Origin of the sequence: Streptomyces sp. NPDC021020 (assembly GCF_044333285.1) — a bacterium.
Lineage (GTDB): Bacteria > Actinomycetota > Actinomycetes > Streptomycetales > Streptomycetaceae > Actinacidiphila.
Genome location: NZ_JBIRQQ010000006.1, coordinates 468,343 through 483,007 on the forward strand (window position 1 = coordinate 468,343; position 14,665 = coordinate 483,007).

General features: G+C 71.8%; 18 protein-coding genes. 4 read left to right on the forward strand and 14 right to left on the reverse strand.

Annotated elements, in window-relative coordinates; genetic code table 11:
* Positions 1-3 precede the first annotated feature (3 nt).
* The 8 genes from ACH4SL_RS20775 to ACH4SL_RS20810 all read right to left on the reverse strand — a co-directional run bounded on the left by ACH4SL_RS20775 (position 4) and on the right by ACH4SL_RS20810 (position 5,252).
* Positions 4-438: an NUDIX domain-containing protein gene (locus tag ACH4SL_RS20775; protein WP_398447519.1), complete on the reverse strand. Its 435-nt coding sequence runs from the start codon at positions 436-438 to the stop codon at positions 4-6.
* A 21-nt stretch (positions 439-459) separates the two neighbouring features.
* Complete coding sequence (locus ACH4SL_RS20780; protein WP_398447521.1) at positions 460-1,251, reverse strand: STM4013/SEN3800 family hydrolase; 792 nt, start codon at positions 1,249-1,251, stop codon at positions 460-462.
* The gene (locus ACH4SL_RS20785) at positions 1,248-1,754 is read right to left on the reverse strand and encodes a hypothetical protein (RefSeq protein ID WP_398447523.1); all 507 of its coding nucleotides are present in this window, start codon (positions 1,752-1,754) and stop codon (positions 1,248-1,250) included. Before ACH4SL_RS20785 ends, ACH4SL_RS20780 begins: the two co-directional genes overlap by 4 nt.
* Positions 1,747-2,382: a dTMP kinase gene (locus ACH4SL_RS20790; protein WP_398447525.1), complete on the reverse strand. Its 636-nt coding sequence runs from the start codon at positions 2,380-2,382 to the stop codon at positions 1,747-1,749. Before ACH4SL_RS20790 ends, ACH4SL_RS20785 begins: the two co-directional genes overlap by 8 nt.
* Positions 2,379-3,404, reverse strand: coding sequence for a radical SAM protein (locus tag ACH4SL_RS20795; RefSeq protein ID WP_398447527.1), 1,026 nt, complete (start codon positions 3,402-3,404; stop codon positions 2,379-2,381). Before ACH4SL_RS20795 ends, ACH4SL_RS20790 begins: the two co-directional genes overlap by 4 nt.
* Positions 3,405-3,643: 239 nt before the next feature.
* A complete protein-coding gene (locus ACH4SL_RS20800; RefSeq protein WP_398447529.1) occupies positions 3,644-4,492 on the reverse strand; it encodes a helix-turn-helix domain-containing protein in 849 nt (282 codons plus the stop codon).
* Between the two features lie 21 nt (positions 4,493-4,513).
* A complete protein-coding gene (locus ACH4SL_RS20805; RefSeq protein ID WP_398447531.1) occupies positions 4,514-5,038 on the reverse strand; it encodes a DUF6879 family protein in 525 nt (174 codons plus the stop codon).
* Positions 5,019-5,252, reverse strand: a complete 234-nt coding sequence (locus ACH4SL_RS20810) for a hypothetical protein (RefSeq protein WP_398447533.1) — start codon at positions 5,250-5,252, stop codon at positions 5,019-5,021. The genes ACH4SL_RS20805 and ACH4SL_RS20810 overlap by 20 nt, the downstream gene beginning before the upstream one ends.
* 212 nt (positions 5,253-5,464) lie before the next feature.
* Between ACH4SL_RS20810 and ACH4SL_RS20815 the strand changes: the two genes are divergently transcribed.
* A complete protein-coding gene (locus ACH4SL_RS20815; RefSeq protein ID WP_398447535.1) occupies positions 5,465-6,643 on the forward strand; it encodes a helix-turn-helix domain-containing protein in 1,179 nt (392 codons plus the stop codon).
* A 420-nt stretch (positions 6,644-7,063) separates the two neighbouring features.
* Here the strand turns inward: ACH4SL_RS20815 and ACH4SL_RS20820 are convergent, their stop codons facing one another.
* From ACH4SL_RS20820 to ACH4SL_RS20840, 5 genes are all read right to left on the reverse strand, one after another.
* Positions 7,064-7,465: a cytidine deaminase gene (locus tag ACH4SL_RS20820; RefSeq protein ID WP_398447537.1), complete on the reverse strand. Its 402-nt coding sequence runs from the start codon at positions 7,463-7,465 to the stop codon at positions 7,064-7,066.
* 30 nt (positions 7,466-7,495) lie between these two features.
* The gene (locus ACH4SL_RS20825; protein WP_398447539.1) at positions 7,496-7,957 is read right to left on the reverse strand and encodes a deaminase; all 462 of its coding nucleotides are present in this window, start codon (positions 7,955-7,957) and stop codon (positions 7,496-7,498) included.
* 94 nt (positions 7,958-8,051) lie between these two features.
* Positions 8,052-8,849 carry a hypothetical protein gene (locus ACH4SL_RS20830; RefSeq protein ID WP_398447541.1) on the reverse strand — a complete coding sequence of 266 codons (798 nt, stop codon included), beginning with the start codon at positions 8,847-8,849 and terminating at the stop codon, positions 8,052-8,054.
* Positions 8,850-8,854: 5 nt separating this feature from the next.
* The gene (locus ACH4SL_RS20835) at positions 8,855-9,736 is read right to left on the reverse strand and encodes a radical SAM/SPASM domain-containing protein (protein ID WP_398447543.1); all 882 of its coding nucleotides are present in this window, start codon (positions 9,734-9,736) and stop codon (positions 8,855-8,857) included.
* A 30-nt stretch (positions 9,737-9,766) separates the two neighbouring features.
* Positions 9,767-10,552, reverse strand: a complete 786-nt coding sequence (locus ACH4SL_RS20840; protein WP_398447545.1) for an ATP-binding protein — start codon at positions 10,550-10,552, stop codon at positions 9,767-9,769.
* 177 nt (positions 10,553-10,729) lie between these two features.
* On the opposite strand from ACH4SL_RS20840, the gene ACH4SL_RS20845 reads away from it, so the two are divergent.
* Positions 10,730-12,139, forward strand: a complete 1,410-nt coding sequence (locus tag ACH4SL_RS20845) for a helix-turn-helix transcriptional regulator (RefSeq protein ID WP_398447547.1) — start codon at positions 10,730-10,732, stop codon at positions 12,137-12,139.
* A gap of 29 nt (positions 12,140-12,168) precedes the next feature.
* Positions 12,169-12,870 carry a RibD family protein gene (locus ACH4SL_RS20850; protein WP_398447549.1) on the forward strand — a complete coding sequence of 234 codons (702 nt, stop codon included), beginning with the start codon at positions 12,169-12,171 and terminating at the stop codon, positions 12,868-12,870.
* A gap of 83 nt (positions 12,871-12,953) precedes the next feature.
* Here ACH4SL_RS20850 and ACH4SL_RS20855 read toward each other — a convergent pair whose 3' ends face one another.
* Positions 12,954-13,295, reverse strand: a complete 342-nt coding sequence (locus tag ACH4SL_RS20855; RefSeq protein ID WP_398447551.1) for a hypothetical protein — start codon at positions 13,293-13,295, stop codon at positions 12,954-12,956.
* Between the two features lie 262 nt (positions 13,296-13,557).
* On the opposite strand from ACH4SL_RS20855, the gene ACH4SL_RS20860 reads away from it, so the two are divergent.
* Positions 13,558-14,661 (forward strand): serine hydrolase domain-containing protein, encoded by a 1,104-nt coding sequence (locus ACH4SL_RS20860; protein ID WP_398447553.1) that lies wholly within the window; start codon positions 13,558-13,560, stop codon positions 14,659-14,661.
* Positions 14,662-14,665 lie beyond the last annotated feature (4 nt).

A 14,665-nucleotide genomic window follows, 5' to 3' on the forward strand; every position in this document is an offset into this window, starting at 1 on the left:
TGCTCAGTTGGGCGCGGCCCTGGCTGCCAGGAAGAGGGCCAGCGGGCCTGCGGGGAGCAGGAACCGACCCTGCTCGGCTGCGTGCAGGGCGTCGGGCATGGGCCACCAGGTGAGTGTGAAGTCCTGTTCGGTGGGCGTGAGTTCTTGCGGTCCGCAGGTGAGGTCGCGGGCTTCGTAGAGGTGGACCCGGGCGGGTGAGGAGACGGTGAGGGCGTACGAGCCGAGTGGTCGCCACGTCGTGGCGGTGATCCCGGACTCCTCGCGCAACTCGCGGCGCGCGCATTCCTCGGGCGTCTCGCCTGCTTCCCTCCGGCCGCCGGGCAGGAAGAGGAAGTCGCCCTGGTGGGCGGGGAAGTGGGCGCTGAGGAGAGCTACGAGGCCGTTGTCGTCCCGCGCTACGACGACGGCCGCGTCTCGGACGGCTGGGGCATCGCTCATACCGGCCGAGGCTAGCGGCCGTCAGCGCACCATCGCGGCGAACGGCACGTTCACGACGACCGGGCGGGCGATGCCGCGGCCGTGGTAGCCGTCCTCGCCGTAGGCGTCGCCGTGGTCGGCGCACAGGATGATCAGCCAGCGCTTCGTCGCGGTGAGGGTGGTGATCAGGCGGGCGAGGTGGGCGTCGGCGTAGGCGAGGGCGGCCCGCTGGGAGGCGGCGCTGTCGCGGCTGTCGCCGAGGTAGTGGCCGTGGGGGACATGGGTGGCCGAGACGTTGACGAACAGGTAGACGGGGCGGCCGGCGTGGCGGCCGGCGATCTCCAGGGCGTGGTCGACCTGGTGGCGGGTGGAGTCGGGTTCGGGGGAGCAGAACTCGGGGCGCCAGTGGTCCTCGTCGAACAGGTCGGGCAGGACAGAGCCGAGTGGCGTCTCGCGGGAGAAGTACGTGACGCCGCCGACGCAGATGCTGCGGTAGCCGTGCTGGGCGAGGCCGGTCAGGAGGTTGGGGGCGTCGAAGACGAAGGTCTGCGGCGGAACGGTCTTGAACGCGGGCGGTCGGCACTCCCACAGCCGCGGCGGCTGCTCGGGCTGGGGCAGCTTGGGCAGGAAACCGGAGAAGAAGGCGATGTGCGCGGGGAGGGTGAAGGTGCCGGGGGTCTGGCGGCGTTCCCAGCCTCCCTCGGGGAGCAGGGAGGCGAGGTGCGGGGTCAGGCCGTTGTCGTAGGCGATGCAGGCGGTGTCGTAGCGCAGGGAGTCCAGAGTGACGAACAGGATGCTGGTCTGCGTGCGGATGATCTCGGCTGCGTCGATCATTCAGCCACCTCCGCGGCCGTGGGGGCGATGTGCTCGATGGTTCCGCGGGCGCTGTCGCTGACGGGGATCGGTACGCGGTCCTCGGAGATCATCCGGCGGATGGCAGCGAGTCCGGTGTCCTCCCGGAGCAGCAGGCCGTCGGCGTCGTAGAGCCGGATCCGGATGACGTGTGTACCGTCCGGGCTGTCGGCTGCTGCCAGGTAAGCGCCGGCGAGCGGCCGGTGGTGGCGGGTGTAGGCGAGAAAAGCGTCCTCAGTGATGCCGCCGATGGCGGTGACCCGGCAGGCGTGATGCCGGGAATTGACGGCCCCGCGGCACAGTCGGCGGAAGAACTCGGCCGTGACCGGACCGCCATCGCTCCCCACGGCCAACTGCGCAGCCGCGGTGAGGGCGACGAAGGCGGCCCCGAGCCACCATGCGACGCCCTCGTGGATCTCGCCGGGGAAGCGGCCGACCGCGCCGCCGTCCCTGATCACGGCGTCGGTGTCGATGGGCTTAAGCACCCTGGGCCCCCAACTCGGCGATGATCTGGTCGGCCAGGTCGTCCGGGGACTTGCCGTCCGTGTCGAGAGCGACGGCTCTGGAGTCGGCGGCTTGAACCGTCCGGAAGTTGGTCAGGAGGCGCGCGAGTCGGCCGGGCACGGCGAACAGGTCGAGGTCGTCCTGCTTGGTGTCGCGCTTGACCGCGAGACGCTCCCGCAGAGCTGCTTCGGAGCAGCCCAGGTAGAAGGTGCGGGTCGGCGTCTCCAGGTAGGGGCGGAAGGGTTCGAGAAGGTGGGCGACCTCCTCGACGGCGACCTCGTGAACGGCGGCGTGGCAGGCCACCACCGAGGAGGCGTAACGGTCGGCGACGACAGGGCCGACCGCCCTCGCGAGCCGGACCGAGTCGGCGGCGTGCAGCAGCCCGGACAGATAGAAGGCGAACTGCGGCAGCGCACGCAGCCGCGTGTTGATGAGCGCCGACCAGTCGGTGTGGGGCGTCGGGAGGGTGTGCAGCGATGTCGCGCCCAGCCGCTCGGACAAGACCCGGGCGAGGGTGGACTTTCCTATGCCGGAGACGCCTTCGAGGACGATGAACGGGCGCTGCGGCCCGTCGGGATACAGCGGCCGGTACGGAGTGGGCAGGCTCACAGGGTCCCCTCCGTGAAGGCGGCCACGTGCCCGGCAACCGCCCGGGCGAGCCGGGAGGGGTCCGTGACCAGGTCGTTCACGTCCACGCGAAGGTCGTCGCGGAGCAGGCAGGGCTGTATGCCGCCGCCGTGGTCGACCCGCAGCGCCCAGAAGCCCTCGACGCACCGCGACCGCACGGGGCAGGCGCCGCACTGTCCGACGTGGTGGCGGCCGAGGTCGCGGTGGATGACGTCGATCTCGATGCCGTCGATACGGAAGACCCTGCGCCCCTGCCCGACCCCGGCGACCTCGATGTGCTCGTCGCTGGTGAGGGTGCGCAGGTGCGCGATGATCTCGTCGGCCGGCACCGCGGAGTTGGCGCGACCCTCGTTGAAGTCGGTGCCGACCAGCTCGATGAACTGCACGGGAAGCCGCCGTTCCAGGGCGAAGTCGAGGATGTGCCGGACCTCGTGGGCGTTCTCCTTCTGCAACAGGGTGTTCAGCTCGACCCGCTCGAAGATCTCGCGGGCGACCTCGATGCCGTCCAGCACTTTGCCGATCCCGATACGCGTTCCGGCGATGGTCCGCAGCGAAGCGTCCGAGAAGTAGTGCAGGGACACCTTCACCTTGTCCAGGTGCGTCCTGGCCAGCCAGGAGCGGTGCGCACGGATCAGCGTCCCGTTCGTGATCAACGTGTAGGAGGCGTCCGGGGCCGGCTCGGCCAGGCCCTCCAGTACCGGCCGGGCGATCGGCGAGGTCAGCGGCTCACCGCCGGTGAAGTAGACACGCTTCAGGCCGGCGTTCATGAGGGAGCCGATGACAGCGAGGTACGCGTCGGCGTCGAGCTGCCGAAGCCGCGGCTGCCGGGAACGGTCCTGTCGGGTCAGCGGCGGCGGCACGTCGCCCTCGTTGTGGCAGAACCAGCACGCGATGTTGCAGCGCGGGGTGAAGGACACGCGGAGCTGGCCGCGCAGGGTGGCGAAGTTGTGCAGCGCGGTCCAGTCGACACCGGACGCCGGTAAGGAGACGGGGGGAGCGGCCATGGGCGGACTTCCTCTCAGGGGGGCGCGGGAATCAGAGCCGGCGGACGGGCTCGACGGATCGGTGATGTCGTAGGTGTGGCTCCCGGGTGGTGCGCGAAGGAGCAGCAGGCCTCGTCCGCCCTCCGGGCCGGGCAGTCGGATCGCACCGACAACTGGGCCGCGAGCGATCCGGTGGACGCCAACGACGCTAGGAAAATCAGCAGTTGGGGGTCCACGCGGTTGCACGCGGTTGCACGATTTCAGCCGAGTGTGTCGAGGGCGCGCGTGATGCGGCTGCGGGCAGCGGCCCCGCGCAGGGCATGCTGGGAAAGCTGGTGGAAGGCCCGAAGGTACGTCCGGATCTCGCCCGGACTGCTCACGTTGATCTCGGCCGTGAGGGTCTCGACTGCCACCAGGTCCTCGTCGAAGGCGTAGAACGCCTCCAGCGGCCACACCGTCCGCCGTGCCTCGAACGGGATGATGCCGAGGGAGACGTTGGGCCTGGCCATGAGCGAGAGCAGCGCTCGGAGCTGGTTGGCCATGGCCTCGTCGTCGCAGACCCGGTAATAGAGCACCGCCTCTTCGAGCAGCAGCGCGAAGCCGTGATCGCCTTCGAAGACGACGCGGGAGCGGGCACGTCGCGCCTCCACCGCGCGCTCGACGTCATCGGGTGTGCCCTGGAAGGTCGTGATGGAGCGCAGCAACCCCGTGGCGTACCCGGCGGTCTGGAGCATGCCGGGCACCACGTTGGAGGCGTAGACGCGGAAGGTGCGGGTCCGTTGGTACAGCGGTGTGGTCTTCGCGTGGACCTGCCGCAGACCGTCCCGGTGGAGCTGGCGCCACTCGACGTACATCGAATCGGCGGTCCTCGACGCCGCGATGAGGTCGGCGGCCAGCTCGGGGACGCCGCACGCGCTGCACCAGGAGCGGATGTCGTCGTCGGAGGGCGGCGTGATGCCGCGGGCGATACGCGACGACTTCGACTTGTGCCAACCGCAGCGACCAGCCAGCTCCAGGCCCGTCAGGCCGGCATCGAGCATCGCCTGCTTCAGGCGCTCGGCGATCTTCGCGCGGGCCGCCCGAGCAGAGGAGAGAGGTGATGTGCCCATGAGCCGACTGATCGTCCGCGGTCAGACGCCGTACTTCTCGTGCGGGATGGCGCGGTCCCACACCTCGTCGAAGGCTTTGACGCAGCCGGCGACCACCGCCGGCTCCTCGGTCTGGTCGGTTCGGACCCAGCGGCCGGCCTCGTCGAAGATGTTGAACTGGACGAGCCGTCCGTCGAAGAGCCAGAAGTCGTGCTCCGGGAGGGCGATTCCCGCCGCGCTGCTCCTGGGCAGCCAGCGCACCTCCTCGCCCGCGGCCACGTTGGTGAAGGTGAACGAGTGCTCGTAGCGGATGTACTCGCTGGGAGGCTCCGTGACCACGCGGGCGCGCTGGACCTGCACGCCCTTCGAGGTCACCTCCTGCACGAGGTCGAGCCAGGGGCGCCACCACGACGCGCGGTCGGTGGGGTCGAGACGGTGACCCCGCTTCCACGCTTCGAAGCCCGCGGCCTCGTTCCCCATGTCGTAGACGTCGCGAAGCTCCAAGTGGACCGCTGACCGCTCGACGGCACGGAGCAGGTCCGCGAAGCTACTCAAGCTCTGCGACATCGAGCGCCTCCCTGAGAAGCGGGATCATCCGCTTCGGTACTCGCACGATCCCCTCGTAGGAGGGCATCGCGACATCCCGGTTGCAGGTCGCCTCCGTCTGGGGGTCGGCCTTGACGCCCTGGAACAGCAGATCCTTGACGTCCTCGTCCACCCAGACGGCCGGGGAGCCGTGGTCCCCCGACTCCGGGTCCTTCCCGACGAACCGTAGTGCCATGCTGACCTCCGATGCCGAGCCAGTTGCAGTCGGTTGCAGAAGACGTACCGAGGACCGGCCGGTGCGGCGGCCCTGGGCGTCACCTCTGCAACACTCCTTCACCTGGCGTCACAGTCCTTTGACATTCAGTGAACTCCTTCTGTCGCAAGATCAGTTCGCACAAGGCGCGCACAACCCGGCAGTGGGAGGCCCCGGCCTGGAACAGTGGGTTCATGGACAGCACACCGGCCGCCGGGGAGAACATCGCGGTACTGCGCAAGGCCCGCGGGATGGGCCAGGCGAAACTGGCCCGCCTGTCCGGCATCTCCGTCTCCTACCTGAGCAAGATCGAGACCGGCGACCGCCCGGTCACGCCTCCCGTGGTCGCCGCTGTCGCCAGGCCCTTACGCGTCTCCACCGCACGGATCTACGGTCAGCCCTTCCTCGGCCTCACCGAGCAGGCCGACCTGCTCAACGACCTACGGGACGCCGTACGCCGCCACACCCTCCCCAGGGAGGACACGCCCCCTCCCGAGGTGCTGGCCGAGCGACTGCAGCTCGCGGCCCGGCTTCGGTCCGAGACGCGGTATCTCGAACTGCTCCGGGAGCTGCCGACCCTCCTCGGCCAGGCGACGGCGACAGCGCTCGACGCCGGCGGCGACTCCTCGGCCTGGGGACAGCTCGCCGACCTCTACGGCTGCGCCTACAGCGTCACGCACCGCTTCGTGCAGCCCGACCTGGCCGACATCATCGTCGCCCGCCAGCAGTGGGCCGCCCAGCGAACCTGGAACCCGGCCGCGGAAGCGACCGCGGCCTGGAACGAGGCCGGCACGTACCAGAGCGCAGGCGCCTACGGCGACGGCATGGCGATCGTCGAGCGCGCGATCAGCCAGTACGAGAGCGCCCGCGCCGAAGGCCCGGAGTCCGTCGTCATCCTCGGCTCGCTCCACCTGCGCGGAGTCGTCCTCGCCTCCCGCAACCGCGACCGCAACGCCACCGAGGCCCACCTGCGCCACGCCAAGGACCTGGGCGCCCAGCTCGACGGGGACGTACTGCTCCACAACCTCACCTTCGGCGCGGGAAACACCGCCCTCTACGAGCTGGCCGCGCACGTGGAACTGGACCAGCCCGACAAGGCCGTGACGATGTCGACCCCTCTGATCGACCAGCCCCCGACCGGTCTCAAGCCCAACCGCCTCGGCCGCCTCTACATCGACGTCGCCCGCGCCCGCCTCGCCCTGAAGGACGCAGCAGGAGCCGAGGAGGCGCTGAAGGCCGCCTTCAAGGTGTCGCCGCAGATGGCCGAGATCCACCCGATGAGCCGCGAGGTCCTCCGCGTCCTCTTCATCCTCCACCAACGCGCCCGCCCCGACCTCGTGGCGATGGCGGAACGGGCCGGACTCACGGCATAGCCGACTGTGCCTTGTCGGGTTGCAGAACGGCTCGACATAGGTGCCCCGCCACATCGTGCCCGCCATCGCCCGCCGCGACACCCGGCACGGCATCGGCTTGGGCATCTACCGCCGGGTCGTCGAGCGCAACTTCGCCAGGGTCCGAGACCCGGCTCACGTGGCTCCCGGACGGCTCGCTCCGTATCGAGGTCCACGACGCCGATCCCGCCGAACCCGAGCCTCGCGTACCCGACGCCGACGCCGATTCCGGCCGCGGGCTCGCGCTGGTGGACGCGCTCACCGGTGGGCGGTGGGGCGTCGGTGACCGCGCGGGAGTCGGCAAGGTGGTCTGGGCCGAGTGCGCCCCCGAAGGCTCCGCGGATCTGCCCGGGTGACGCGTTGTTCCGCCCGCCCGCCCTACCTCGGCGGGCGGGCGGAACGCTATTCCGCGTCGAGCTGGTGATCGGCCCAGACGTACGTCTCCGGCAGCAGCTCGGCGATCGCGACCGCCCGCAGCGCCTCGCCGCTCCCGACGATGACGCGGACGCCCGGGAAGTAGTCCAGCATCACCTGGCGGCAGCGCCCGCACGGCGGGATGACCCCGCGCTCGCGGTCCCCCACGGCGACGACCGTCTCCAGCTCGTACACCCCCTGCGTGGCCGCCGCTCCGATGAGCACCAGCTCTGCGCAGGGGCCGCCGGTGAAGTGGTAGGCGTTCACGGCGGTGACGACCCGGCCGTCCGGGGCGCGCCCGGCGGCCGCGACGGTGTGGTTGTCACCCCGGCACCGCTCCCGCGCGACGCGCATCGCCGCCTCGACCAGCTCCCTGTCGACCTCACCCATGCGCCGCGCCTCCGTCCGTGGATCACCACGCTAGACGTCCAGGTGGGCGTTGACCGCGCGGGCCGCCGCCGCCAGGTCGGGGAGTTCGACGACCTCGATCCCGGCGGCCGCCATCTGCTCGACGCCCTGGCAGTCGGCGACCAGGAGCGACGGCTCGCGCCAGGCGATGACGACGCGCGGGATGCGGGCGTTGACGATCAGGCTCGCGCACGGGACGGGGTGGGAGGCGCGCTCGGAGCAGGGTTCGAGGGTGCTGTAGATCGTCGCGGACAGCAGGCGGGGGTCGTCCGGTGCGAGCTTGGCGAGGGCGGACTCCTCGGCGTGCACGTGCGGGTCGCCGCCCTCGCGGCTGTAGCCGGTGCTGATCTCGTGGCCTTCGGCATCGACGACGACCGCGCCGACGTTGAAGCGGTTCGCCACCGGCGGGCATGACCGGGACAGCTCGATGGCGCGGGTCATCCAGCGGTGGTCGGTGTCGGGGGTGTGCGTCATGAGCGGATCTCCTCGGGGACGTTACGTGCATGAGTGGTCGGACCTGCGGGGCGCCGGTCGGTACGCCACCGGGAAAGGCGCGGCGCCTGCCGTGTCAGAGGCCGCGGTGCGCGGCCCATTCGCGTGCGCTCGCCGCCATCGCCTTCAGCCAGTCGGCCTCGGGCTTGCGGGCCGCGAAGGCCTCGTGCATGCGGACGTCCGCTCGCACGAAGGCGTCGACCGCCCGGGGGTCGGCCTGCGTCCAGGCCGGGCAGCGGGACGCCCACGCCTCGGCCTCGGCGGGGTCGTGCCCGGCCGCGACGAGCTGGAGGACGAGGCAGGCGGGGTCGATGAAGGCCGCGCCCCGGGTGGGCCAGGCCCAGTCGACGGCCCATGTCGTGCCGTCCCCGATCATCAGGTTGCTCGGGTTGATGTCCGTGTAGAGGAGCGTGTCCCCGCGAAACAGCGCGGCTTCCCGGCTGTCGGCGGCAAACCGGTCCCACCGGGTCTCCGCCCACTCCCGCGCGACGTCGGGCAGGCCGATCTCCCCGATCCGCTCCACGGTTGCGACGACCTCCGGGAGATCGGGCGATCCGGGAAGGAAGTCCGAGGACCGCGCCTCGACCGCTTCGAAGCCGAGCACGAGCCACTCCTCGCTCCTGGTCTCCCACACCAGCGCGGGAGCCACGGAGCGCACGAACGGGTTGACCAGCCCCTCGCGGACGAGGGAATCCCGCCTGCCGCCGGGGCGGTTACGCATGGCCTTGACGAAGAAGGTGCCCTTCTCGCCGTCGACCAGCACCGTGACGTCGGAGCTGAAGCCTCGCGCCGTGGGCCGTACGCCCGTCCAGTCGCCCGTGAACGGGCGGACCAGCGACTGGAATTTCGGTCCCGGGAGGTTGTCGTTCGTCATGGTGGCTAGCTCCTCGGGCTGCACTCGGTGCCCGGGTGCCCGGGAGTGCACTCATGGTCGTCGGGGGCGCACGGCTGCGGCGGAGCACTGTCGGGGCCGCAGGGCGCCTGGTCCGGGTAGCACCCCCGCCCGCGGGCCGCAGCGCCCTGAACGGCCGCGCGGGCCTCGGCCATCGGCACCCCGCTGAGGATATCGGCGAGGCGGCTCACCATGACGTTGCCCACGTCCATGAACGTCGAGAAGACGCACGGCGACACCGTGCCGTCCGGCCCGATCGCGGCCTTGCCGTTCCCGCAGTCCCCGCACAGGCCCGAGGGGTCGGGGGCGTGGCCGGCGGCGGCGCGGCCGAAGGGACGTACGCGGTCGGTGCCGATGCGTGTCACGCCGAGGGTCCTCAGGTCCTCGCGTGCCGCCTCGACACGTTGCGCGTCGGCGCCGATGACACCGACCCGGAGGGGGACGCCCAGGCTGACCGCGCGGGCGATGTTGGCGCGGGTCCTGCGGTGCGAGGCGCGGCGGGTCACGGCGTCGTGCTCGTCGGGGCGGTGGGAGTAGTAGGACGTGGCCAGGCTGAGCCGCTCGCGGCGGAAGAGCTCCCAGCAGCGTTCGGAGACGTGGACCAGGTTGCTGAAGACCTCGACGTCGAGCCCGAGGCCGAGGGCGTGGTCGACGAACTCGGGGAAGTCGGGGTGCATGGTCGGCTCGCCGCCGATGAACTGCACGTGTGTGAGGCCGTGTTCGGCGGCCTGGTCGAGCACGCCGAGCCACTGCTCACGGCTCATGGCGCCGTGGGTCCCGTCGGAGCCCGAGTCGTTGTAGCAGTGGTCGCAGTGGAGTTGGCAGCTCCGGGTCAGGTCCAGCCAGAGCAGCCGGTACGTGCTGGTCATGTTCCTCCGTTCGGGTTCGGTGTCACCGGGTCATGAGGGGCAGAGCCCGACCGCGCGCCATACGTCCGCGAGCTGCCAGGTGTGCGCCCCCGGGTGGTCGGCGAACTCCGCGCACGGCTCGTGGGAGTTGTCGTACGTGCGGGTCGCGGGGCAGTCGGGGAGGACGACGAGGGCCGCCGGGAGGTGGCCGCGGGTCCAGTGGGTCCAGAGAGCGCCGGTGTCGGGGCCGGCGAGGTCGCGGACGAAGGCGTGGTGGTCGCCGGTGGCGTGCGCTTCGAGGGAGCAGCGCAAATGGCGCTCCACGTCCGGGAGTTCCGCGGATCCGGGCTGCTGGGCGAGCGCGGTGGGGACGAGGTGCGCGGGCAGGTACGAACGCTCGCCGCACACCGGGCGGACCGGCGCGGGAAGCGCGGCCCACACGGTCTTGCCGCCACCGGCGCGCGGGCGGTGGCCGAAGGCCGCGCTCAGTGCCTCGACGAGCAGCAGCCCGCGGCCCCGCTCGTCGTCCGGGCCCGGGGCCGCGGCGCGCGGCGGCGCGTCCACCGGGTCCGTCACCTCGACCACGCACCCGCCGCCCCCCGAGGTCACCGCGACGGTGAACGGGCGCCCCGGCACATGCGCGTGCCGCACCGCGTTCGCCGCCAGCTCGGCCGTGACGAGCGCCGCCGCGCCCACCTCCTCGTCGCCGCAGCCCCACCCGGCCATGACCTGCTCGACCTGGCGGCGGGCGAGCGGCACGCAGCGCTCGTACGGGTCGAAGTCCCGGCGCCACGTCCGGGCCTGCGGCGCCCGGCGGACGGTGTCTTCGGTCGGCATCGGAGATCTCCTGCGGGAAACCCAGCCGGTCACCGGTCGTTGCGGTGTGTACTGGGTACGGAACGTCGTGCAACCATTCAGCCCCGCGCCGATGCGCCGCCGGAAGCCCGCCAAGCGGACAGCGGCGCCCGTCCGCATCGTCCGCTTCGTCCGCATCGACGTGCGGAGGGAGGTCATGTGCCGCAGCGACCGAAGCAGTTGGAGCCGGAGAAGTCCGACCGTCACTGGTTCGGGGCCGAGTTGCGCCACTGGCGGCTGGAGCGGCGGCTGTCGCAGCCGCAATTGGGCGCGAAGGTGCACGTCAGCGGCGACCTGATCGGCAAGATCGAGAAGGCGGTACGGACGTGTACGCCGGAGCTGGCGCGGGCCTTGGAGGAGGCGCTGGGCACCGGCGGTGCCCTGACCCGCGCGCTGCCCCGTACGGCGTCCGATGCGGACAACTCCCCGTCCGATGCGGACAGCTCGCCGCCGGGCACGCATTCCGGCCCCGCGCCCGCCGCGCCGCCCGCGATCCTTGCCGCAGAGGGCACGACCTCCACGGAGGGCCTGCGGGTGCCGTGCCGTACCGCCGAGGGAAGGATCATCTTCGTGACGATGCCGCGACGCGCTCTGCTGCGGGGCAGCGCCGCCGGAGCCGTTTCGCTGGCCGCGGGGCGGCCGGACGTTCCAGCGGGCCGCAGCACGGCGTTCCTGCCGGACATCCATCCGGTGGCGCACCTGCAGACGCTGCGGCGGTCACTCGTCGAATGCGACAACGTCCTCGGGCCGACCGGCGTCGTGTCCACGGTCCTCGACCACATCCGCCTGATCCAGCGCCTGCGCGGGAACACGAGTGGCGCCGACCGGCTGGCGCTGCTGCAGGTCCAGGCGGAATACGCCGAGTTCTGCGGCTGGCTCTTCCAGGACGCGGGGGACCACCGTACGGCCGAGTACTGGACCGACCGGGCACTCACCTGGTCCCACGCCGTCGACAACCCGGAGCTGACCGCGTACGTCATGGCACGCAAGGCCCAACTCGCGGGCGACATGCACGATCCCGTCGAGGCCGTGGACCTCGCCGAGGCGGCGCGCTCGCTGGCGCCGCCACGCAGCAGGCTCGCCGCGATGGGTGCTATGTACGGTGCCCACGGGCACGCGCTGAACGGCGACCGTACGGCGTGCGACCGCGCGTACGGTACCGCGCTGGACCTGGTGTCCGACCTTCGCGACGACTCCGTCCGCAAACGCGGCAGTTGGCTGGCTCCGGCGTATGTGCAGGCCCAGCGGGCGCACTCGCTTTCCGCGCTGGGCGACCACAGGGCCGCGGCCGACGGCTTCGCCGCAGCCATCGGCACGCTGCCGCCCGCTTTCCGCCGTGACCGCGGGGTCTACCTCGCCCGGGCGGCCGTGGCGCAGGCCCGTTCGGGCGAGCCTGAACTCGCCGCGACGACGGGCAGCCAAGCACTGCCCCTTGCGACCGAGACGCAGTCGGCCCGCATCTTCGGGGAATTGGCCGCACTGGACGTCGAGTTGAGCCAATGGGGTTCCGTGCCCGCCGTCACGGGATTCCGCACTGCCTTCGACGGCGTCGTGCTCCACGAGATCTGAAACCCCACCCCTCCGAAACGGATGGACACATGGCCGAGCGCCCGTACGTCGTCCTGAGCGTCGCAGCTTCCATCGACGGCTACATCGACGACACGTCCCCCGACCGGCTCATGCTGTCGAACGCCGACGACTTCGACCGCGTCGACCAGGTCCGTGCGGAGTCGGACGCCATCCTCATCGGCGGGACCACGCTACGCCGCGACAACCCCCGCCTCCTGGTGAAGAGCCCCGAGCGGCGCGCCGCCCGGATCGCGGCCGGCAAGCCGGAGTACCCGCTCAAGGTGACGCTCACCGGCAGCGGCGACCTCTCCCGTGAGCTGAAGTTCTGGCACTACGGCGGCGGCAAGGTCGTCTACACCACGGACACCGCCGCGCCGAAGCTGCGCGAGACCCTCGACGGCCTCGCGGACGTCGTGAGCACCGGCCCCGCCGTCGATTTCGGCGCCCTGCTCGACGACCTTGCAGAGCGCGGTGTGCGGCAGCTCATGGTGGAGGGCGGCGGCACGATCCACACGCAGTTCCTGGCGCAGGGCCTCGCCGACGAGGTCCACCTGGCCGTGGCGCCGCTGCTCGTCGGCCGGCCCGCAGCACCCCGCTTCCTCGGCGCGGCCGACTTCCCCGGCGGCCCCACCCACCGCCTCACCCTGCTCGGCACCCGCACGATCGGGGACGTGGTGCTCCTCCGGTACGCGCCCGGGCCGCGCACGGGGACCGGGGAGACCCGCGCCTGACGTGCGCCCACGCGGCGGACCCGACGCCGGCCGGCTCAAGGCGACGGCAGCCGCGGCCTACGCCTGGGCCGGCCACCGCCCTGTCACAGCTCGCCCGCCCGTTCGCGGGCGGCCGCGTGACCGCGGTCCTCGGCCACCGGGAAATCCCGCTCGGTGGCGACGATCCAGGCGTCGATCTCGGCGTGGGAGGACCGGACGGCGCGTAGCAGCGCCTCGACCGCCGCCAGCTTCGGGCCGCTGACATTGCGGCTGAGCTCGTCGGTCGACACCTCTGCGTACGGCATGAGCAGCTGCCACCACAAGCGCATCAGGTAGCGGCATTCCGGCTGCTCGCGGTCGTCTGCGAGGCGGTCGTGGATGACGCTCTGGACGCAGCTCCGCTGCTCGTCGTCGCGAAAGCCGGTGCGGAGATCGGTCAGGGACACGTGCGGAAAACTCCTGGTCGTCACCGCGGGGCGCGAGGCCTGGCGTTCGGGCGGGAGGACGGTCGGCGCGGTCTCGATGAGCGGCGCCCGTCGAGTATGAGCGCGCAACGCGCCCCCGCAGCAAGCGAATTGCCCCGGGGGATACCCCCACCCGGGGCCGGGGGCAGGCCGGGTGGGACGGGAGGGCGGGGGCTGGTCGGATGGGGGAAAGGGCGACGGGACGGGGAAGCGCATGCGGGTCGGCGGGAAGTGGGTACGGGGGATGGCCGTGGCGGGGGGCGCCGTCATGGTGCTGGTCGCCGCCGCGCCGGGGGAGGCGGCTGCGCGGACGCCGACGGAGCTGCAGCGGGAAGTGGACGCCTTGCGGGGGACGGGAGTTGTCGGGGTCGGGGCCGAAGTGCTCTCCGCGCAGGGGGATGTCACCGCGCGGGCGGGGACGGCCAGGGCAGGGGCGCGGGAAGGCATGCCCGCGGACGGGCGGTTCAGGATCGGGAGCGCCAGCAAGACGTTCACCGCCACCGTGGTGCTGCAGCTCGTCGGGGAGGGGAAGCTCTCCCTCGACGACACCGTCGACGCGTGGCTGCCGGGCGTCGTGCGGGGCAACGGGAACGACGGACGGGGCATCACCGTACGGCAGTTGCTGCAGCACACCAGTCATGTGCCGGACGACGCACCGGAGATACCGGCGCTGAACACCGCGCAGGGGTACGCCGCCGAGCGCTACCGGGCGTATACGCCCGCGCAGTTGGTCGCGCTGGCGATGGCGGAGCCGCGCGTGCCCGGCGACGGGTGGACGTACTCCAACACCAACTACACGCTCGCCGCGATGATCATCGCCCGTGTCACCGGGCGCAGTTGGGCGCAGGAGGTCACCGGCCGGGTCATCCGGCCGCTGGGGCTGGAGGACACCAGCGCGCCGGGGGCCTTCCCCTTCGTCACCGGGCCGCACGCGCACAGCTACGCCACCTTCAACGGCACCAGCGCGCCCACCGACGTCACCGTGCTCGACCCGAGCATGGCCGTCGGCTCGGGGGCGCTGATCAGCAGCACGCACGACCTCGCCCGCTTCTACACCGCCCTGCTCGGCGGCCGTCTGCTCGCGCCCGCGCAGCTCGCGGAGATGACGTCGACCGTGCCCGCGCCCGACCTCGGGGTGGACTACGGGCTCGGCCTCGGCCGGATACCGCTGTCGTGCGGCGGGAGTTACTACGGGCACCCGGGCGAGCTGCTCGGCTACCACACATGGGGCGGCGTCACCCAGGACGGGACGCGCAGCGCGGTGGTGTACGTGACGAGCGACGGCGGTCCGGACACCCAGGCGGCCATGGGCAACCTCGTGGACCGGGAACTGTGCGCGGGCCGCTGAACGT